This window comes from Brevundimonas sp., assembly GCF_047617075.1.
In the GTDB taxonomy this organism is placed as follows: Bacteria; Pseudomonadota; Alphaproteobacteria; order Caulobacterales; family Caulobacteraceae; genus Brevundimonas.
The window spans coordinates 79,332-93,762 of the sequence record NZ_JBLGCI010000004.1 but is presented as its reverse complement, the minus strand read 5'-3'; the positions used below and the strand labels follow the sequence as shown (position 1 = coordinate 93,762).

The following is a 14,431-nucleotide window of genomic DNA, read 5'->3' as shown; positions in this document are numbered from 1 at the left end:
CGATCGGAATGCTGGACGCGGGGCGGCGCGGTTTCTATATTCGCGGCCGTTCAAGGGGGCGTCGCCGCCCTGATTCCCAAGACGAAAGCGTGCCCGAGTGCTGAACCTGCTGGCCAAGATCTTCACCTGGTGGAACGGCGCCACCATCGGCACCCTGTTCACCATCGCCAAGCGCGGCGAACTGGTCGGCTCGGATGAGTTCGGCAACCGCTATTACCAGTCGCGGGACACCACCAGCTACGATGGCCGCAAGCGCCGTTGGGTGATCTATGACGGCTATGCCGAGGCGTCCAAGGTGTCTCCGGACTGGCACGGCTGGCTGCGCTACACCTTCGACGAGCCGCCGTCGGAGGGCGGCATGGCCCGTCGCACCTGGGAGCTGCCGCACCTGCCCAACCTGACCGGCACGCCCATGGCCTGGCGTCCCAAGGGCTCGCTGGCCGCCGAGGGCCGCCGTCCGGCCGCCACGGGCGACTATCAGGCCTGGACCCCCGAGGGATGACCCGCCGCGGCAGACTGCTGGCGGGCGTGCTTGTCGTCGGCCTGGCCGCCGCCGGCATCGGCGTGGCCCAGACCGAGCAAGAGCCGCAAGACGCGCAGCCGGTTCCTCAGCCGCAGCCACAGCAGCCGGTGTCCGCCGATCCCGTGGCCGACATCCTGATCCGGCAGCAGGAGGAGCAGGACGCGGCCCGCCGCGCCACGGAGGCGCTGAACCGCGCACCGCCCGGCGCTCTCATCCAGAGCCAACCCCGTCCGGCCGAACAGGCTGAGGCGGAGCAGGCGGACGAAGCCGAAGAGGAAGAGGCCGAGGAAACCGAGATTGCCGAGGCGGACACGGAGGAGGTTCCCGAGACTCTGGAGGAGCCTGAGGAGCCGCCCGCCCGCGAGCGTCGCCCGGTCGCCATCATTCAGGCGCTGGACAAGACCACAGCCGAGACCATGCGCTTCGAGGTGCAGGTGGGCGGTCCGCCGGTGCGGTTCCGCAACACACTGATCTTCACGGCGCGGGCCTGCGAGGTAAACGCCGAGGACGACCCGCAGGAAGAGGCCGCCGCCTATCTGGAGATCCGGTCCCAGCCGCGCGGGACCAATCAGCCGACCCAGGCGCGTCAGGTGTTCCGGGGCTGGATGTTCGCCTCCGCCCCGGCGGTGAATCCGCTGGAGCATCCGAACTATGACGCCTGGGTGGTGGGCTGCCGGGCGTAGTCCACGGCCTCGGCGCCGCTCATGGGCGCCATGAAGGCGGCCAGGTCGGGCGTCATGTCCAGAATGTCCCCGAGGACGCTCAGATAGGTGACTTGCGGCGTCTCCACGAAGCCGAACTGCGACAGGTGGCCGGTCATGAACTGGGCGTCCAGAAGACGCCACCCGCCCTTTTTCATCCGCGCTACCAGATGGACCAGGGCGACCTTTGAGGCGTCAGTGGCGCGGCTGAACATGCTTTCGCCGAAGAAGGCCCCGCCCAGGGTCACGCCGTAGAGCCCGCCGACGAGCGAGCCATTCTGACGACATTCAATGCTATGGGCCGCGCCGCGCGCGTGCAGGGCCAGGTACAGTTCACGGATCGCGCCGTTGATCCAGGTGTCCTCGCGGCCCGGCGCGGGGGCGGCGCAGGAGTCCAGAACCGCCTCGAAATCGGTGCTCACGCTGACGGTGAAGCGGTCCTGCCGTACCGTCCGCGCCAGTCGGGACGACAGGCGGAAACGATCCAGCGGCAGGACGGCGCGCACCTGCGGCTCGACCAGATAGATTTCCGGGTCGTCGCGGCTGTCCGCCATGGGAAAGACGCCGGCGGCGTAGGCGGCCAGAAGATCATCCGGGGTGAAAGGGGGCATGGCCCCGATCAGCCCTCGCCCTTCTGGCGTTTGGCCCAGTTCTCCAGCCAGTGGATGTCGTAGTCGCCGGAAAGGATGTCGGGCTCGTTCAACAGCTTCTGGAACAGGGGAATGGTGGTGTCGATGCCGCCCACGACCATCTCGTTCAGGCTGCGCTTGAGGCGGGCGACGCATTCGGCACGGTCGCGGCCGTGGACGATCAGCTTGCCGATCAGGCTGTCGTAATAGGGCGGGATCGAATAGCCGGCGTAGATGGCGCTATCCAGCCGCACGCCCAGACCGCCGGGGGCGTGGAAGTCGTTCACCAGACCCGGCGAGGGGGTGAAGGTCTCGGAGTTCTCGGCGTTGATGCGCACCTCGATGGCGTGGCCGTCGAAGGTGACCTCGTCCTGGGTGAAGCTGAGCGGCTCGCCGGCTGCGATGCGGATCTGTTCGCGGACCAGGTCGACGCCGGTGATCATTTCCGTAACCGGATGCTCGACTTGCAGGCGCGTATTCATCTCGATGAAGAAGAACTCGCCGTCCTCCCACAGGAACTCGATGGTGCCGACGCCCAGATAGCCGATCTTGCCGATGGCCTTGTTGACCGTCTCGCCGATGGCGGCGCGTTCCTTGGCCGTCAGGGCCGGGGAGGGGGCCTCCTCCAGCACTTTCTGGTGGCGGCGCTGCAGGGAGCAGTCGCGCTCGCCCAGGTGAACCACATTGCCGTGGCTGTCGGCGATGACCTGGATCTCGATGTGGCGGGGCTTCTGGAGGTAGCGCTCCATGTAGACCGCGCCGTTGCCGAAGGCGGCCAGCGCCTCGGATTGGGCTGTCTGAACGGCCTCGACCAGATCGTCGGCGGTCAGGGCCACCTTCATGCCGCGCCCGCCGCCGCCCGCCGCCGCCTTGACGATCAGGGGGAAGCCGATGGCCTTCGAGGCCTCAATGGCCGCCTCGATGGTTTCCACCTCGCCGTCGGAGCCGGGCACGCAGGGAATGCCCGCCTCCAGCACCGTCTGCTTGGCGGTGATCTTGTCGCCCATGATGCGGATGTGTTCGGGCTTCGGCCCGATGAAGGTCATGCCGTGGGCCTCGACGATCTCGGCGAAGCGGGCGTTCTCCGACAGAAAGCCGTAACCGGGGTGGATGGCCTGGGCGCCGGTGATCTCGGCCGCGGCGATGATCGAGGGGATGTTCAGATAGGACTTGGCCGCGGGAGCCGGGCCGATGCAGACGCTTTCGTCGGCCAGACGCACCCACATGGCGCCGCGGTCCGCCTCGGAGTGCACCGCCACGGTGGAGATTCCCATCTCCTTGCAGGCGCGATGGATGCGCAGGGCGATTTCGCCCCGGTTCGCGATCAGGACCTTGGTGAACATGGCCTACTCCTCGAGCAGGACGAGGGCTTCGCCGAATTCCACCGGCTGGGCGTCGCCCACCATGATGTCGGCCACCACGCCGTCGCGGGGCGCCGCGATGGGGTTCATGGTCTTCATGGCCTCCACGATCAGCAGGGTCTGGCCCTTCTTGACCTTGTCGCCCGCCTGCACGAAGGGCGCAGCCTCCGGTGAAGGCTTGAGATAGGCGGTGCCGACCATGGGCGATTTCACCTCTTCGCCCTTGCGCGAGACGATGGTGGCCGGATCCGACGGCATGGGGGCCGAAGCGGCGGCTGCGGGCGCGGGAGCGGCCTGGGCCGGAGCGGCGGCGTACTGGACCGGGGCGGCGGCCACGGTCAGCTCGCGGGCGACGCGAATCTTCAAATCGCCGCGCTCCACCTCGATCTCGGTCAGCTCGGTGTCGTTGAGGATGTCGGCCAGCTGGCGCACCAGCGCGGTGTCGATCTCGCCCGCCGGGTCGTTCGGCAATTTCTTGTCGGTCTTGCTGTCAGCCATGAGGTCGATAAGCCTTCGTGTGAGTCTTTATGAACGAGCCGAAGCGGCGGCGCGTTCCTGCGCCAGCCGCAAGGCGGCCCTGACCGCCAGCTCGTAGCCGTGGGGGCCGAGGCCCGAAATGACGCCGGTCGCCGCCAGCGAGACATAGGAATGACGCCGGAATTCCTCCCGCGCCGCCGGATTGCTCAGATGGCACTCAATCACCGGAATGTCCAAGGTCTTGAGCGCATCCAGCAGGGCCACTGACGTATGTGTGAAGGCCGCCGGGTTGATGACGAGGGCAGAGGCCTTGCCGCGCGCCTCGTGAATCCAGTCCACCAGTTCGCCTTCGTGATTGGACTGGTGGAAGACGATTTCGGCGTCCGGCGCGGCGGCGCGGCACAGGGCCTCGATGTCGGAAAGGGTTTGTCGCCCATAGATTTCCGGCTCGCGCTGCCCCAGCAGGTTGAGGTTGGGCCCGTTCAGCACATAGATGATGTCAGATCGGGCCATGGGCTCCGCCGCTCGCGATTCCGGGCGGCCTTTTAACTGAACGCGCGCGCGGGTCAAAGTGCGCCCGCAGAAGAGGTTGACCTAGCGTCATGCGTATCGAAGTCAACGGCGAAACCCGTCAGATCGAGGCTGGCACCATTCTGGATCTGGTCCAGACCCTGGGCCTGAACCCGAAGAAGGTGGCGGTGGAGCGCAATCTGGAGATCGTTCCCCGCTCGCTGCATGGGGAAACGGCGCTGGCGGACGGCGACCGCATCGAGATCGTGCAACTGGTCGGCGGGGGCTAGGGCCTGATCGGTTGAGGTGAAATCGCTTCGCGATTTCACCGATGCCGTGAATCAGGCTCTCGCATTATGCGGGACCGAAATCTAAGCCCAGTTGGACTGCGTCCAACTGGACCGATTTCGGTCTAGACGCTTCACGAAGAGACGGCGATGTCCGCCGCGATGGCCGCCCGCACGTCACCCGCCACGGGGGCGGACTGGCCGAACTGCTGCAGCATGATGGTTCCGGCCGTGCGGCGCACGGGGTCCAGCCAGCCCTGGGTGCCTGCCGCCCCGCCCCAGCCGAACTCGCCGGGGGTGTCGCCGTCCGGCAGGCCGATTCCGCCGCCGAAGCCGAAGCGGAAGGCGCCGTTCTCGGGGTTCACGCCCTCGGGCAGGATGTCAGTGCGGATCATCCGGGCGGTCCCCGGCGTCATGACGCGGACCCGGCCGGCGCGGCCGTCGTCCAGAATGGTGGTCAGGAACGCCAGATAATCGCGCGCTGAGGACACCAGTCCTGCGCCGCCTGCGAACAGGGTGACGGGCTGGGCGTAGGCGGTTTCCGCGACAGGATCGACCACCTCGCGCCCGCCGTCGGCGTAGTTGTAGAGGGCCGCGAACCGGCGACGATCGTCGGCGCCGCGCAGGCCCCACACCGTGTCGTCCATGCCGATGGGATCGAACAGGCGGCGCTGCACGAAGTCGGGGAAGCTCATGCCCGAGGCGCGCTGAATCACCAGCCCCAGCACGTCCAGGGAGATGGAGTAGAGGTATCGCGTGCCCGGCTCGAACATCAGGGGGATGTCGGCCAGAGCCCGCGCCATGGCGTCCAGATCGCGCACCTTGGGGCCGTCAATGTCGCGCGGCGACAGGTTGTAGCCGGTGAACGGGAAGACGCCCGCCCGGCTGTAGGCGTTGGGAACCGGCTGATCGCCAAAGAAGTGATAGGTGAAGCCCGCAGTGTGGGTCAGCAAGTGGCGGATGGTCATGGTGCGCGTCGCCGGGCGCGCTTCAAGACTCGCGACGGGATCGATCGCCACCGTCATGTTGGCGAACTCGGGGATGAACTGGGCGACCGGCGTGTCCAGCGTCATGACCCCGTCCTCGATCAGCAGGGCGGCGGCGGCCCCGGTGATGGGCTTGGTCATGGAATAGATGCGCCACAGGGTGTCTTCGTCCGCCCGCGCCGCGCCGTCGAAGTCCAGCGATCCGGCCTCGAGGAACACGTCCTGTCCACCCGGCATGCGCACGCCGACGCTGATTCCCGGGACGTGGTCCGCCGCCACATGCCGGTCCATGGCCGCCTGCGTTGAGGGGAGCAGACGCGCCGCCTCTGCAGGCGTGACGCCGTTCGCGGCGCAGCCCGCCAGCGTCAGGCCCGCACCAGACAGGAGCAAATGACGCCGGTTCAGATGGATGGTCATGGCGAGCCTCCCGTTATCGTTATCGATCAGACCTTCCTCCGGAAAACTGGCGATGTCGAGCGCATCGGGCTAGGACGGCCGCAAGAGATTCAGGAGACACTCATGTTCGATCTTTCAGGCAAGACGGCGCTGGTCACGGGCGCGACGGGCGGCATCGGCGGGGCGGTGGCCCGGGCGCTGCATGCGCAGGGCGCCAATGTGGTGCTGTCCGGTACGCGCGAAGCGGTGCTGGCCGAACTGGCGGGCGAACTGGGCGAGCGCGCCTTCGCCGCCGCCGCCAACCTGTCCGACCCCGAATCTGTCGACGGCCTGGTGGCGCGGGCGGAAGAGGCGGCGGGCGCGCCGCTGGACATTCTGGTGGCCAACGCGGGCATCACGAAAGACGGCCTGCTGATGCGCATGAAGGACGAGGACTGGGACGCGGTCATCAAGGTCAATCTGGAAAGCTATTTCCGACTGGCCCGCGCCGCCGTGAAGGGCATGATGAAGCGCCGCTCGGGCCGCATCATCGGCATGGCTTCGGTCGTGGGCGTAACCGGCAATCCCGGCCAGGCCAACTATGCGGCGTCCAAGGCGGGCATGATCGGTTTCTCCAAGGCGCTGGCCCAGGAAGTGGGCTCGCGCGGCATCACGGTGAACTGCATCGCGCCCGGCTTCATCGCCAGCCCCATGACTGACGCCCTGAACGAGCAGCAGCGCGACGCCATCCTCACCCGCATCCCGGCCGGACGGCTGGGCACCGGCGACGAGATCGCAGCGGCGGCGGTCTATCTGGCGTCCGACGAAGGGGCCTATGTCACCGGCCAGACCCTGAACGTGAACGGCGGCATGGCTATGATCTGAGGCGCCGCGCCGTCTCACACATTCACGTCATGACGGGGTATTTCCTCACCTTACGGCCGTGCTAAACATCAATTCGCGCTACCAGCGAGCGGTTCCGTGGGCTATGGGACTTGCGAAACCAGCAGCTTCGTGACAACGGAGCGCGACCAGAAAGACCGCCACGAAGGCGTATCTAGGAAGGCATTAGATTCATGTCCGACACTCTCGAACGCGTCCGCAAGATCGTCATCGACCACCTGGACGCCGATCCGGACAAGGTGACCGAAAAGGCCAGCTTCATCGACGATCTGGGCGCCGACTCGCTCGACAACGTCGAGCTGGTGATGGCCTTCGAAGAAGAATTCGACATCGAGATCCCCGACGACGCCGCCGAGCACATCCAGACGGTCGGCGACGCGGTGAAGTTCATCGACGAGAAGACCGCGGGCTGATTTCGGTCCACGATCGACGGTAATTTGGCGGCCGCCGGCCTGTTCCCTTGCGGGACCGCCGGCGGCCGTTACTGTTTCAGGCTTACGCTAAGGAGCTGACCATGCGCCGCGTCGTGATTACGGGCATCGGCCTCGTGACCCCCCTGGGCTGGGGCGTCGAGCACAGCTGGAAGAACATCCTGGACGGCAAGTCCGGGGCCGGACAGATCACCCTGTTCGACACCGAGGGCTATGGCTGCACCATCGCCTGCGAGGTGCCGTCGGTGGACGGGCGCGGCGGCGGCGGACCGGACGTTCCGGGCAGTTTCGACCCCGACCAGATCATGTCCGCCAAGGACCGCAAGCGGGTCGACGATTTCATCCTGTTCGCCATCGCCGCCGCCGACGAGGCCCTGGCCGACGCGAACTGGAAGCCCGAATCGACCGAGGATCAGGAGGCCACCGGCGTCATGATCGGCTCGGGCATCGGCGGGCTGGGTCCCATCGCCGCGACGGCGCTGGAGCTGAAGGAAAAGGGCGTGCGCCGGGTCAGCCCGTTCTTCATTCCGTCAGCCCTGATCAATCTGGCGTCCGGTCAGGTGTCGATCCGGCACGGCCTGAAGGGGCCGAACCATTCCGTCGTCACCGCCTGCGCCACCGGCGCCCACGCCATCGGCGATGCGGCGCGCATGATCGCGCTGGGCGACGCGGACGTGATGGTGGCGGGCGGGGCCGAGAGCGCCATCGTGCCCGTGGGCATCGCCGGGTTCCTGGCCTGCCGCGCCCTGACCACCAGCTTCAATGATGCGCCCGAAAAGGCCAGCCGCCCCTATGACCGCGCCCACGACGGCTTCGTCATGGGCGAGGGCGCGGGCGTGCTGGTGCTCGAGGAATACGAGCACGCCAAGGCGCGCGGAGCGAAGATCTACGCCGAGGTGGCCGGTTACGGCATGAGCGGGGACGCCTATCACATCACCGCCCCGTCCGAGGACGGCGAGGGCGGGCGCCGCGCCATGCAGATGGCCCTGAAGCGGGCCGGGATGCAGCCGTCGGACATCGACTACGTCAACACCCACGGCACCTCCACCATGGCCGACTGGATCGAGCTGAAGGCCGTCGAGGGCCTCCTGGGCGACCATGCGAAGAATGTGTCTCTGTCCTCCACCAAGTCCATGATCGGCCACCTGCTGGGCGCCGCCGGGGCGGTGGAGGCGGCGTTCTGCGCCCTGGCCATCCGCGACCAGACCGCCCCGCCGACGATCAATCTGGACGATCCCGAGCACGAGACGGCCATCGACATGGTCAAGGACAAGGGCAAGGCGCGGAAGATCGACGTGGCCGTGTCGAACAGCTTTGGCTTCGGCGGCACCAACGCCTGTCTCGTGCTGAAGTCGGTGAACTAGGATGGCTCTGTTCCGTCGGCGGGGGGAAACGCCGGAACAGAAGCGCGGGGGATTGGTCGCGGGCCTGATCGGGGCCACGGCCACCCTCAGCCTTGTGGCGATCGCCGGGCTGGTGTGGGTCTGGAGCGTCTATTGGGGCCCCGGTCCCCGCGCGGTCGAGGGCGAGACCACGACGGTGATCCTGCGCTCAGGCGCGGGTGTTTCGGAGATCGGCGAGGCCCTGCACGAGGCCGGCGTCATCCGCTCGCCGGACATGTTCCGGGCCGCCGCCAGCCTGAGCGGCGCCGATCGCCGCCTGCGTGCGGGCGAATACGAGATCGAATCGCGCCTGTCCCTGTCCGGCGTGATCGACAAGCTGGTGTCCGGAGAGGTGGTGCGCCATTTCGTGACCCTGCCGGAGGGCCGGTCGTCGACCCAGGCCTGGGACATCCTGAACGCCGAAGAGGTTCTGACCGGCGAGATCCCGATCCCGCCCGAAGGCTCGCTGCTGCCCGAGACCTACGAGGTCACGCGCGGTGAAACCCGCGCCGAGGTCGTGCGCCGCATGCAGCAGGCCCATGACGAATTGCTGGCGGAGCTCTGGGCCGGGCGGGCGCCGGACCTGCCCATCGACACGCCGGAAGAGGCGGTGATCCTCGCCTCCATTGTCGAGAAGGAAACCGGCCTGGCCGAGGAGCGGCCCCAGGTGGCGGCTGTGTTCATCAGCCGGCTGCGGCGCGGCATGCGTCTGGAGAGCGATCCCACTATCGTTTACGGCGTCAACGGCGGCCGTCCACTGGGCCGGGGCATTCGCCGGTCGGAACTGCAGCGCCAGACGCCCTACAACACCTATCTGATCGACGGCCTGCCGCCGACGCCCATCGCCAATCCGGGCCGCGAGGCCCTGGCGGCCGTGCTGAACCCGCCGGAGACCGAGTATCTGTTCTTCGTGGCAGACGGCACGGGCGGTCACGCCTTCGCCCGCACCTATGAGGAGCATCTGCGCAACGTGGCCCGCTGGCGCGCCATCGAGGCCGAGCGGGCGGGCGAACCGGCCGAGACGGCGCCGCCCGAGGCGGTGCTGGAGGACGCGCGTGAAGACGCGGCGGACGAGGGCGAGCCCTGATGGCGCAGTTGACCAGCATGACCGGCTTCGGCCGGGCCGAGGGCGCGCTCGCGGGCTGGACTTGGGCGGTCGAGGCGCGCTCGGTCAACGGCCGCAATCTGGAGGTTCGCTTTCGCGGTCCTCCGGGCTTCGACAGTCTGGAGCGGGCGGCGCGCGAGGCGGCGCAGGCCCGGTTCCAGCGGGGCCAGATCACCCTGGGCGTTCAGGCGCGAAAGGCCGAGAGCGATCAGGCGCTTGTCCTGAACGAGGCGGTTCTGGAGCAGTATGCGGCCATGGCCGAGCGTCTGGCCGGGCGCGGCTTCGCCCCGGCCTCGGCGGACGGTCTGCTGGCCCTGCGCGGGGTCATGGAGGCGCCGCAGGAGGACGCCGACGCCGAAACCCGCGCCGCCCTTGAGGCGGCAATGAGCAGCAGCATCAACGAGGCGCTGGCCGCGCTGGCCGCCTCGCGCGCCGCCGAGGGCGAACGACTGGTCCCGGTCGTCACCGGACTGATCGAACGCATCGAGGTTTTGATCGGGCAGGCGGAAACGGAAGCTGCGGCCCAGACTGATGCGATCCGCGAGCGCTTCACCCGCCGCATGAACGAGTTGGCGCCCGACGCGCCGGATCTGGCGGACCGCATCGTGCTGGAGGCCGCCGCTCTGGCCGCGCGCGCCGACGTGCGCGAGGAGCTGGACCGCCTTACCGCCCACATCGATTCGGCCCGATCCCTGTCGAAGGGCGGGGCCGTGGGCCGCAAGCTGGACTTCCTGATGCAGGAGTTCATGCGCGAGGCGAACACCCTGTGCTCCAAGTCCGCCACAACCCGGCTGACCGCCGTGGGCCTTGACCTCAAGGCCGCCATCGAACAGTTGCGTGAGCAGGTCCAGAATGTCGAATAACCACACCCCGCGCCGCGGCGTCCTGCTGATCGTCGCCAGCCCCTCGGGGGCCGGCAAGACCTCGCTGTGCCGCCGGTTGATGGCCGACCACGGCGGGCTGGAGCTGTCCATCTCCATGACCACCCGGCCCATCCGCCCCGGCGAGGTGGACGGGCGCGACTACAACTTCGTCAGTCACGAGGAATTCCAGCGGCTGGTGGATCAGGACGCCTTCCTTGAATGGGCCGATGTTCACGGACAGAAATACGGCTCGCCGCGCGGCCCCATCGACCGGGCGCTGGCCGAGGGCCGTGACGTGCTGTTCGACATCGACTGGCAGGGCGCGGCCCAGGTGGCGGAGAAATGCCCCGATGACGCGGTGCGGGTGTTCATCCTGCCGCCCAGCCTCGAGGAACTTCGCCGTCGCCTGATCACCCGGTCGCAGGACGCGCCCGACGTCATCGAGCGCCGCATCAGGAACGCCAAGGGCGAGATCGAGCACTGCGACGCCTTCGACTACGTCTTCGTCAATGACGATTTCGACCGCTCCTACGCCGAGTTGGCCCACATCTATCACGCCGAACGCAGCCGCCGGTTCCGCAACCTCTGGGTGGCCGACTACAAGGCCGCCCTGCTGCGCGAAGTGGTGTGATCCGTCACTGACGGGGCCAAGGCGGCCGTCATCCCGCTCCTTTCGGCCGGGCAGGCGCGCCATCACGGTTCTGTGGCCGGATTTCCGTCAAGCTTGAACCGCTCGCGTTTGACGCCACATACTCATCCGAACACCGTCGGAATCGGCGGGCGGTCCGAATGTCCGGGCCGCGGGTCCGAGATCAGCGAGGGCCCTGAAAGCAGTGAGCATCATGTCCGAGTCCAAGATCCTCCCCGTCCTGCCGCTTCGCGACATCGTCGTCTTCCCGCACATGGTCGTGCCCCTGTTCGTGGGCCGCGAGAAATCCGTGCGCGCGCTGGACGAGATCATGAAGGGCGAAAAGCAGATCCTGCTGGCCACCCAGAAGAACTCCGTCGATGACGATCCGGCGCCCGAGGCCATATACCCCATCGGCGTTCTGGCCACGGTGCTGCAGCTGTTGAAGCTGCCGGACGGCACGGTGAAGGTGCTGGTCGAGGGCAAGTCGCGGGCGCGCCTGACGGCCTTCACCGACCGTGAGGAATACTACGAGGCCAGCGCTGTCGAAATCGACGACGAGGACGGCGACGCCGAGGAGGCTGAGGCCCTGATCCGCGCCGTGGTCGAGCAGTTCGACAACTATGTGAAGCTGAACAAGAAGATTCCGCCCGAGGCGCTGAGCTCCATTCCCCAGATCACCGATGCGTCAAAGTTGGCGGACTCGGTGGCCGCGCATCTGTCGGTCAAGATTTCCGACAAGCAGAGCCTGCTGGACACCATCAATGTGCCGCGCCGGCTGGAGCGGGTCTATGGCCTGATGGAGGGCGAGATCAGCGTCCTGCAGGTGGAGAAGAAGATCCGCTCGCGCGTGAAGCGCCAGATGGAGAAGACCCAGCGCGAATATTATCTGAACGAGCAGATGAAGGCGATCCAGCGCGAGCTGGGCGAGACCGACGATCAGCGCGACGAGATCCTCGAGATCGAGACGCGAATCCGCAAGACCAAGCTGACCAAGGAAGCGCGCGCCAAGGCCGAGGCCGAGGTCAAGAAGCTGCGCAACATGTCGCCCATGTCGGCGGAATCCACCGTGGTCCGGAACTATCTGGACTGGCTGCTGTCGATCCCGTGGGGCAAGGCGCGGACCAAGCCCATCGATCTGAACAAGGCCGAAGAAATCCTCGAGGAGGATCACTTCGGCCTGGAGAAGGTCAAGGAGCGGATCATCGAATATCTGGCCGTGCAGGCGCGCACCGGCAGCCTGAAGGGACCGATCCTGTGCCTGGTGGGACCGCCCGGCGTCGGCAAGACCTCGCTGGCCGCGTCCATCGCCAAGGCGACCGGTCGTGAGTATGTGCGCATGTCGCTGGGCGGGGTGCGGGACGAGGCCGAGATTCGCGGCCACCGCCGCACCTACATCGGCTCCATGCCCGGCAAGATCATCCAGTCCATGAAGAAGGCCAAGACCACCAACGCCTTTGTGCTGCTGGACGAGATCGACAAGCTGGGCGCCGACTGGCGCGGGGATCCGTCCTCGGCGCTGCTGGAGGTGCTGGACCCGGCGCAGAACTCCACCTTCGGCGATCACTATCTTGAGGTGGACTACGACCTGTCGAACGTGATGTTCGTGACTACGGCCAACAGCCTGAACATGCCCCAGCCTCTGCTGGACCGCATGGAGGTGATCCGGGTCGCCGGCTATACCGAGGACGAGAAGGTCGAGATCGCCAAGCGGCACCTGCTGCCCAAGCTGGCCAAGGATCATGGCTTGAAGGACGGCGAGTGGGTCGTGCCGGACGAGAGCATCCGCGATCTCATCCGCTATTACACCCGCGAGGCGGGCGTGCGGAATCTGGAGCGGGCTCTGGGCGGTCTGGCGCGCAAGACCGTGCGCGAAATGGCCCGGGGTGAAGCTCTGTCGATCACCGTGGACGCCGACAAGCTGTCGGAATACGCGGGCGTCCGGAAGTATCGCCACGGCGAGACGGACGAAGAGGATCAGGTGGGTATCGTCACCGGCCTGGCCTGGACCGAGTTCGGCGGCGACATCCTGACCATCGAGGCCATCAAGATGCCGGGCCGCGGCCGCATGACCGTGACCGGCAACCTGAAGGACGTGATGAAGGAATCCATCTCGGCCGCGGCCAGCTATGTGCGCGCCCGGGCCCTGGCCTTCGGCGTCAAGCCGCCGGTGTTCGAGAAGACCGACATCCACGTGCACGTGCCGGACGGCGCGACGCCCAAGGACGGTCCCTCGGCGGGCGTGGCCATGACCGTAGCCATGGTCTCGGTGCTGACCGGGATTCCGATCCGCAAGGACATCGCCATGACCGGCGAGATCACCCTGCGCGGGCGGGTCACCGCCATCGGCGGGCTGAAGGAGAAGCTGCTGGCGGCCCTGCGTTCGGGCGTGAAGACGGTGCTGATCCCGCAGGAGAACGAGAAGGATCTCGCCGACGTGCCCGACAATGTGAAGGACGCGCTGGAAATCGTTCCGGTTTCCACGGCTGACGAAGCGTTGAAATGGGCCCTGACGGGAACTCTGACGCCCGTTGAATGGGACGAGGAGTCCGAGCCCCTGCCTCCAGTTCCCCCCGCCGGCGCCGGCCCGGAGACGGTCATCAGCCACTGATCGGTGGAAAAACTCGGCGAAAAGGCCAAGAAACCCCCAAATTAAAGGGATTCCGGACGGTTTCTCTTTTGACGCGAGGCCAAAGCTGGCCTTTAGTCGGGGGGTAGGGCTTAGGCCGAGTCGTCTCCTTGACGGCAGCTGCGCCCATATAGGGCTGGAGAAAATTGTAATGACGAAAGCTGAACTCATCGCCGCCATCGCCGATGGCGCCGGGATCACCCGCGATCAGGCCAAGAAGGCCCTGGACGTGTTCACCGAGAGCGTGACCAACTCGCTGAAGTCGGGCAACGATGTGCGCCTGGTCGGTTTCGGCAGCTTCGTGGCCACCGAGCGCAAGGCCGGCATGGCGCGCAATCCGCGCACCGGCGAGTCCGTGCATCGGCCGGCCTCGAAGACCGCGCGCTTCCGCGTCGGCGAAGGCCTGAAGAGCGCCCTGAACGGTTAATTCGTTTCAGTCGTTTTTCGATGGGGCGCGGACCGGGTGGTTCGCGCCCTCATCAATTGAGGGCGGCTAGCTCAGCTGGAAGAGCATCTCGTTTACACCGAGAGGGTCGGCGGTTCGAACCCGTCGCCGCCCACCATCAAAGCGGTTGCCCGGCATCGCCAGATCCGCGCATGCGTCAGCTTTCGTAGATTGAGCGGGCAGGACCGCAGCGGCA

16 protein-coding genes and 1 tRNA gene are annotated in these 14,431 nt (G+C 67.1%); 12 read left to right on the top strand and 5 right to left on the bottom strand.

The window, feature by feature from the left end:
- The first annotated feature begins 106 nt into the window (after positions 1 to 106).
- Together ACI8U3_RS05540 and ACI8U3_RS05535 are read left to right on the top strand one after the other, a co-directional pair.
- A complete protein-coding gene (locus tag ACI8U3_RS05540; protein ID WP_415014050.1) occupies positions 107 to 502 on the top strand; it encodes an NADH:ubiquinone oxidoreductase subunit NDUFA12 in 396 nt (131 codons plus the stop codon).
- Positions 499 to 1,206, top strand: a complete 708-nt coding sequence (locus ACI8U3_RS05535) for a DUF2155 domain-containing protein (RefSeq protein ID WP_415013865.1) — start codon at positions 499 to 501, stop codon at positions 1,204 to 1,206. Before ACI8U3_RS05540 ends, ACI8U3_RS05535 begins: the two co-directional genes overlap by 4 nt.
- Here the strand turns inward: ACI8U3_RS05535 and aat are convergent.
- From aat to aroQ, 4 genes are read right to left on the bottom strand one after another with little or no spacing between them, the layout of a single operon-like run.
- Entirely contained in the window at positions 1,173 to 1,835 is a 663-nt protein-coding gene (gene aat, locus ACI8U3_RS05530; protein WP_415013864.1) for a leucyl/phenylalanyl-tRNA--protein transferase, read from the bottom strand. The genes ACI8U3_RS05535 and aat overlap by 34 nt on opposite strands.
- A gap of 8 nt (positions 1,836 to 1,843) precedes the next feature.
- Positions 1,844 to 3,196 carry an acetyl-CoA carboxylase biotin carboxylase subunit gene (gene accC / locus ACI8U3_RS05525; RefSeq protein ID WP_415013863.1) on the bottom strand — a complete coding sequence of 451 codons (1,353 nt, stop codon included), beginning with the start codon at positions 3,194 to 3,196 and terminating at the stop codon, positions 1,844 to 1,846.
- 3 nt (positions 3,197 to 3,199) lie between these two features.
- Positions 3,200 to 3,712 (bottom strand): acetyl-CoA carboxylase biotin carboxyl carrier protein, encoded by a 513-nt coding sequence (gene accB / locus ACI8U3_RS05520; RefSeq protein ID WP_415013862.1) that lies wholly within the window; start codon positions 3,710 to 3,712, stop codon positions 3,200 to 3,202.
- A 27-nt stretch (positions 3,713 to 3,739) separates the two neighbouring features.
- A complete protein-coding gene (gene aroQ / locus ACI8U3_RS05515) occupies positions 3,740 to 4,204 on the bottom strand; it encodes a type II 3-dehydroquinate dehydratase (RefSeq protein ID WP_415013861.1) in 465 nt (154 codons plus the stop codon).
- 89 nt (positions 4,205 to 4,293) lie between these two features.
- On the opposite strand from aroQ, the gene thiS reads away from it, so the two are divergent.
- A complete protein-coding gene (thiS, locus tag ACI8U3_RS05510) occupies positions 4,294 to 4,491 on the top strand; it encodes a sulfur carrier protein ThiS (RefSeq protein ID WP_415013860.1) in 198 nt (65 codons plus the stop codon).
- A gap of 131 nt (positions 4,492 to 4,622) precedes the next feature.
- Here the strand turns inward: thiS and ACI8U3_RS05505 are convergent, their stop codons facing one another.
- On the bottom strand, positions 4,623 to 5,891 hold the full coding sequence (locus ACI8U3_RS05505) for a serine hydrolase domain-containing protein (protein ID WP_415013859.1): 1,269 nt from the start codon (positions 5,889 to 5,891) through the stop codon (positions 4,623 to 4,625).
- 102 nt (positions 5,892 to 5,993) lie between these two features.
- Here ACI8U3_RS05505 and fabG point away from each other — a divergent pair, with 102 nt between their 5' ends.
- The 9 genes from fabG to ACI8U3_RS05460 all read left to right on the top strand — a co-directional run bounded on the left by fabG (position 5,994) and on the right by ACI8U3_RS05460 (position 14,353).
- Entirely contained in the window at positions 5,994 to 6,734 is a 741-nt protein-coding gene (gene fabG, locus ACI8U3_RS05500) for a 3-oxoacyl-[acyl-carrier-protein] reductase (protein ID WP_415013858.1), read from the top strand.
- Between the two features lie 191 nt (positions 6,735 to 6,925).
- Positions 6,926 to 7,165: an acyl carrier protein gene (locus ACI8U3_RS05495; protein WP_021697838.1), complete on the top strand. Its 240-nt coding sequence runs from the start codon at positions 6,926 to 6,928 to the stop codon at positions 7,163 to 7,165.
- A gap of 101 nt (positions 7,166 to 7,266) precedes the next feature.
- Entirely contained in the window at positions 7,267 to 8,547 is a 1,281-nt protein-coding gene (gene fabF, locus ACI8U3_RS05490) for a beta-ketoacyl-ACP synthase II (protein WP_415013857.1), read from the top strand.
- A gap of 1 nt (position 8,548) precedes the next feature.
- The gene (gene mltG / locus ACI8U3_RS05485; RefSeq protein ID WP_415013856.1) at positions 8,549 to 9,652 is read left to right on the top strand and encodes an endolytic transglycosylase MltG; all 1,104 of its coding nucleotides are present in this window, start codon (positions 8,549 to 8,551) and stop codon (positions 9,650 to 9,652) included.
- Entirely contained in the window at positions 9,652 to 10,533 is an 882-nt protein-coding gene (locus ACI8U3_RS05480) for a YicC/YloC family endoribonuclease (protein WP_415013855.1), read from the top strand. The genes mltG and ACI8U3_RS05480 overlap by 1 nt, the downstream gene beginning before the upstream one ends.
- A complete protein-coding gene (gmk, locus tag ACI8U3_RS05475) occupies positions 10,523 to 11,164 on the top strand; it encodes a guanylate kinase (protein WP_415013854.1) in 642 nt (213 codons plus the stop codon). Before ACI8U3_RS05480 ends, gmk begins: the two co-directional genes overlap by 11 nt.
- Before the next feature lie 211 nt (positions 11,165 to 11,375).
- Complete coding sequence (gene lon / locus ACI8U3_RS05470) at positions 11,376 to 13,772, top strand: endopeptidase La (protein WP_415013853.1); 2,397 nt, start codon at positions 11,376 to 11,378, stop codon at positions 13,770 to 13,772.
- Positions 13,773 to 13,941: 169 nt separating this feature from the next.
- Complete coding sequence (locus ACI8U3_RS05465) at positions 13,942 to 14,217, top strand: HU family DNA-binding protein (RefSeq protein ID WP_415013852.1); 276 nt, start codon at positions 13,942 to 13,944, stop codon at positions 14,215 to 14,217.
- A gap of 60 nt (positions 14,218 to 14,277) precedes the next feature.
- Positions 14,278 to 14,353 (top strand) — tRNA-Val (locus ACI8U3_RS05460).
- The last annotated feature ends 78 nt before the right edge of the window (positions 14,354 to 14,431 follow it).

Bases quoted from the DNA above. Each gene is read 5' to 3' on its own strand.
- ACI8U3_RS05535 (WP_415013865.1), top strand. From the start codon at position 499: ATGACCCGCCGCGGCAGACTGCTGGCGGGCGTGCTTGTCGTCGGCCTG.
- aat (WP_415013864.1), bottom strand. From the start codon at position 1,835: ATGCCCCCTTTCACCCCGGATGATCTTCTGGCCGCCTACGCCGCCGGC.
- accC (WP_415013863.1), bottom strand. From the start codon at position 3,196: ATGTTCACCAAGGTCCTGATCGCGAACCGGGGCGAAATCGCCCTGCGC.
- accB (WP_415013862.1), bottom strand. From the start codon at position 3,712: ATGGCTGACAGCAAGACCGACAAGAAATTGCCGAACGACCCGGCGGGC.
- aroQ (WP_415013861.1), bottom strand. From the start codon at position 4,204: ATGGCCCGATCTGACATCATCTATGTGCTGAACGGGCCCAACCTCAAC.
- thiS (WP_415013860.1), top strand. From the start codon at position 4,294: ATGCGTATCGAAGTCAACGGCGAAACCCGTCAGATCGAGGCTGGCACC.
- ACI8U3_RS05505 (WP_415013859.1), bottom strand. From the start codon at position 5,891: ATGACCATCCATCTGAACCGGCGTCATTTGCTCCTGTCTGGTGCGGGC.
- fabG (WP_415013858.1), top strand. From the start codon at position 5,994: ATGTTCGATCTTTCAGGCAAGACGGCGCTGGTCACGGGCGCGACGGGC.
- ACI8U3_RS05495 (WP_021697838.1), top strand. From the start codon at position 6,926: ATGTCCGACACTCTCGAACGCGTCCGCAAGATCGTCATCGACCACCTG.
- fabF (WP_415013857.1), top strand. From the start codon at position 7,267: ATGCGCCGCGTCGTGATTACGGGCATCGGCCTCGTGACCCCCCTGGGC.
- mltG (WP_415013856.1), top strand. From the start codon at position 8,549: ATGGCTCTGTTCCGTCGGCGGGGGGAAACGCCGGAACAGAAGCGCGGG.
- ACI8U3_RS05480 (WP_415013855.1), top strand. From the start codon at position 9,652: ATGGCGCAGTTGACCAGCATGACCGGCTTCGGCCGGGCCGAGGGCGCG.
- gmk (WP_415013854.1), top strand. From the start codon at position 10,523: ATGTCGAATAACCACACCCCGCGCCGCGGCGTCCTGCTGATCGTCGCC.
- lon (WP_415013853.1), top strand. From the start codon at position 11,376: ATGTCCGAGTCCAAGATCCTCCCCGTCCTGCCGCTTCGCGACATCGTC.
- ACI8U3_RS05465 (WP_415013852.1), top strand. From the start codon at position 13,942: ATGACGAAAGCTGAACTCATCGCCGCCATCGCCGATGGCGCCGGGATC.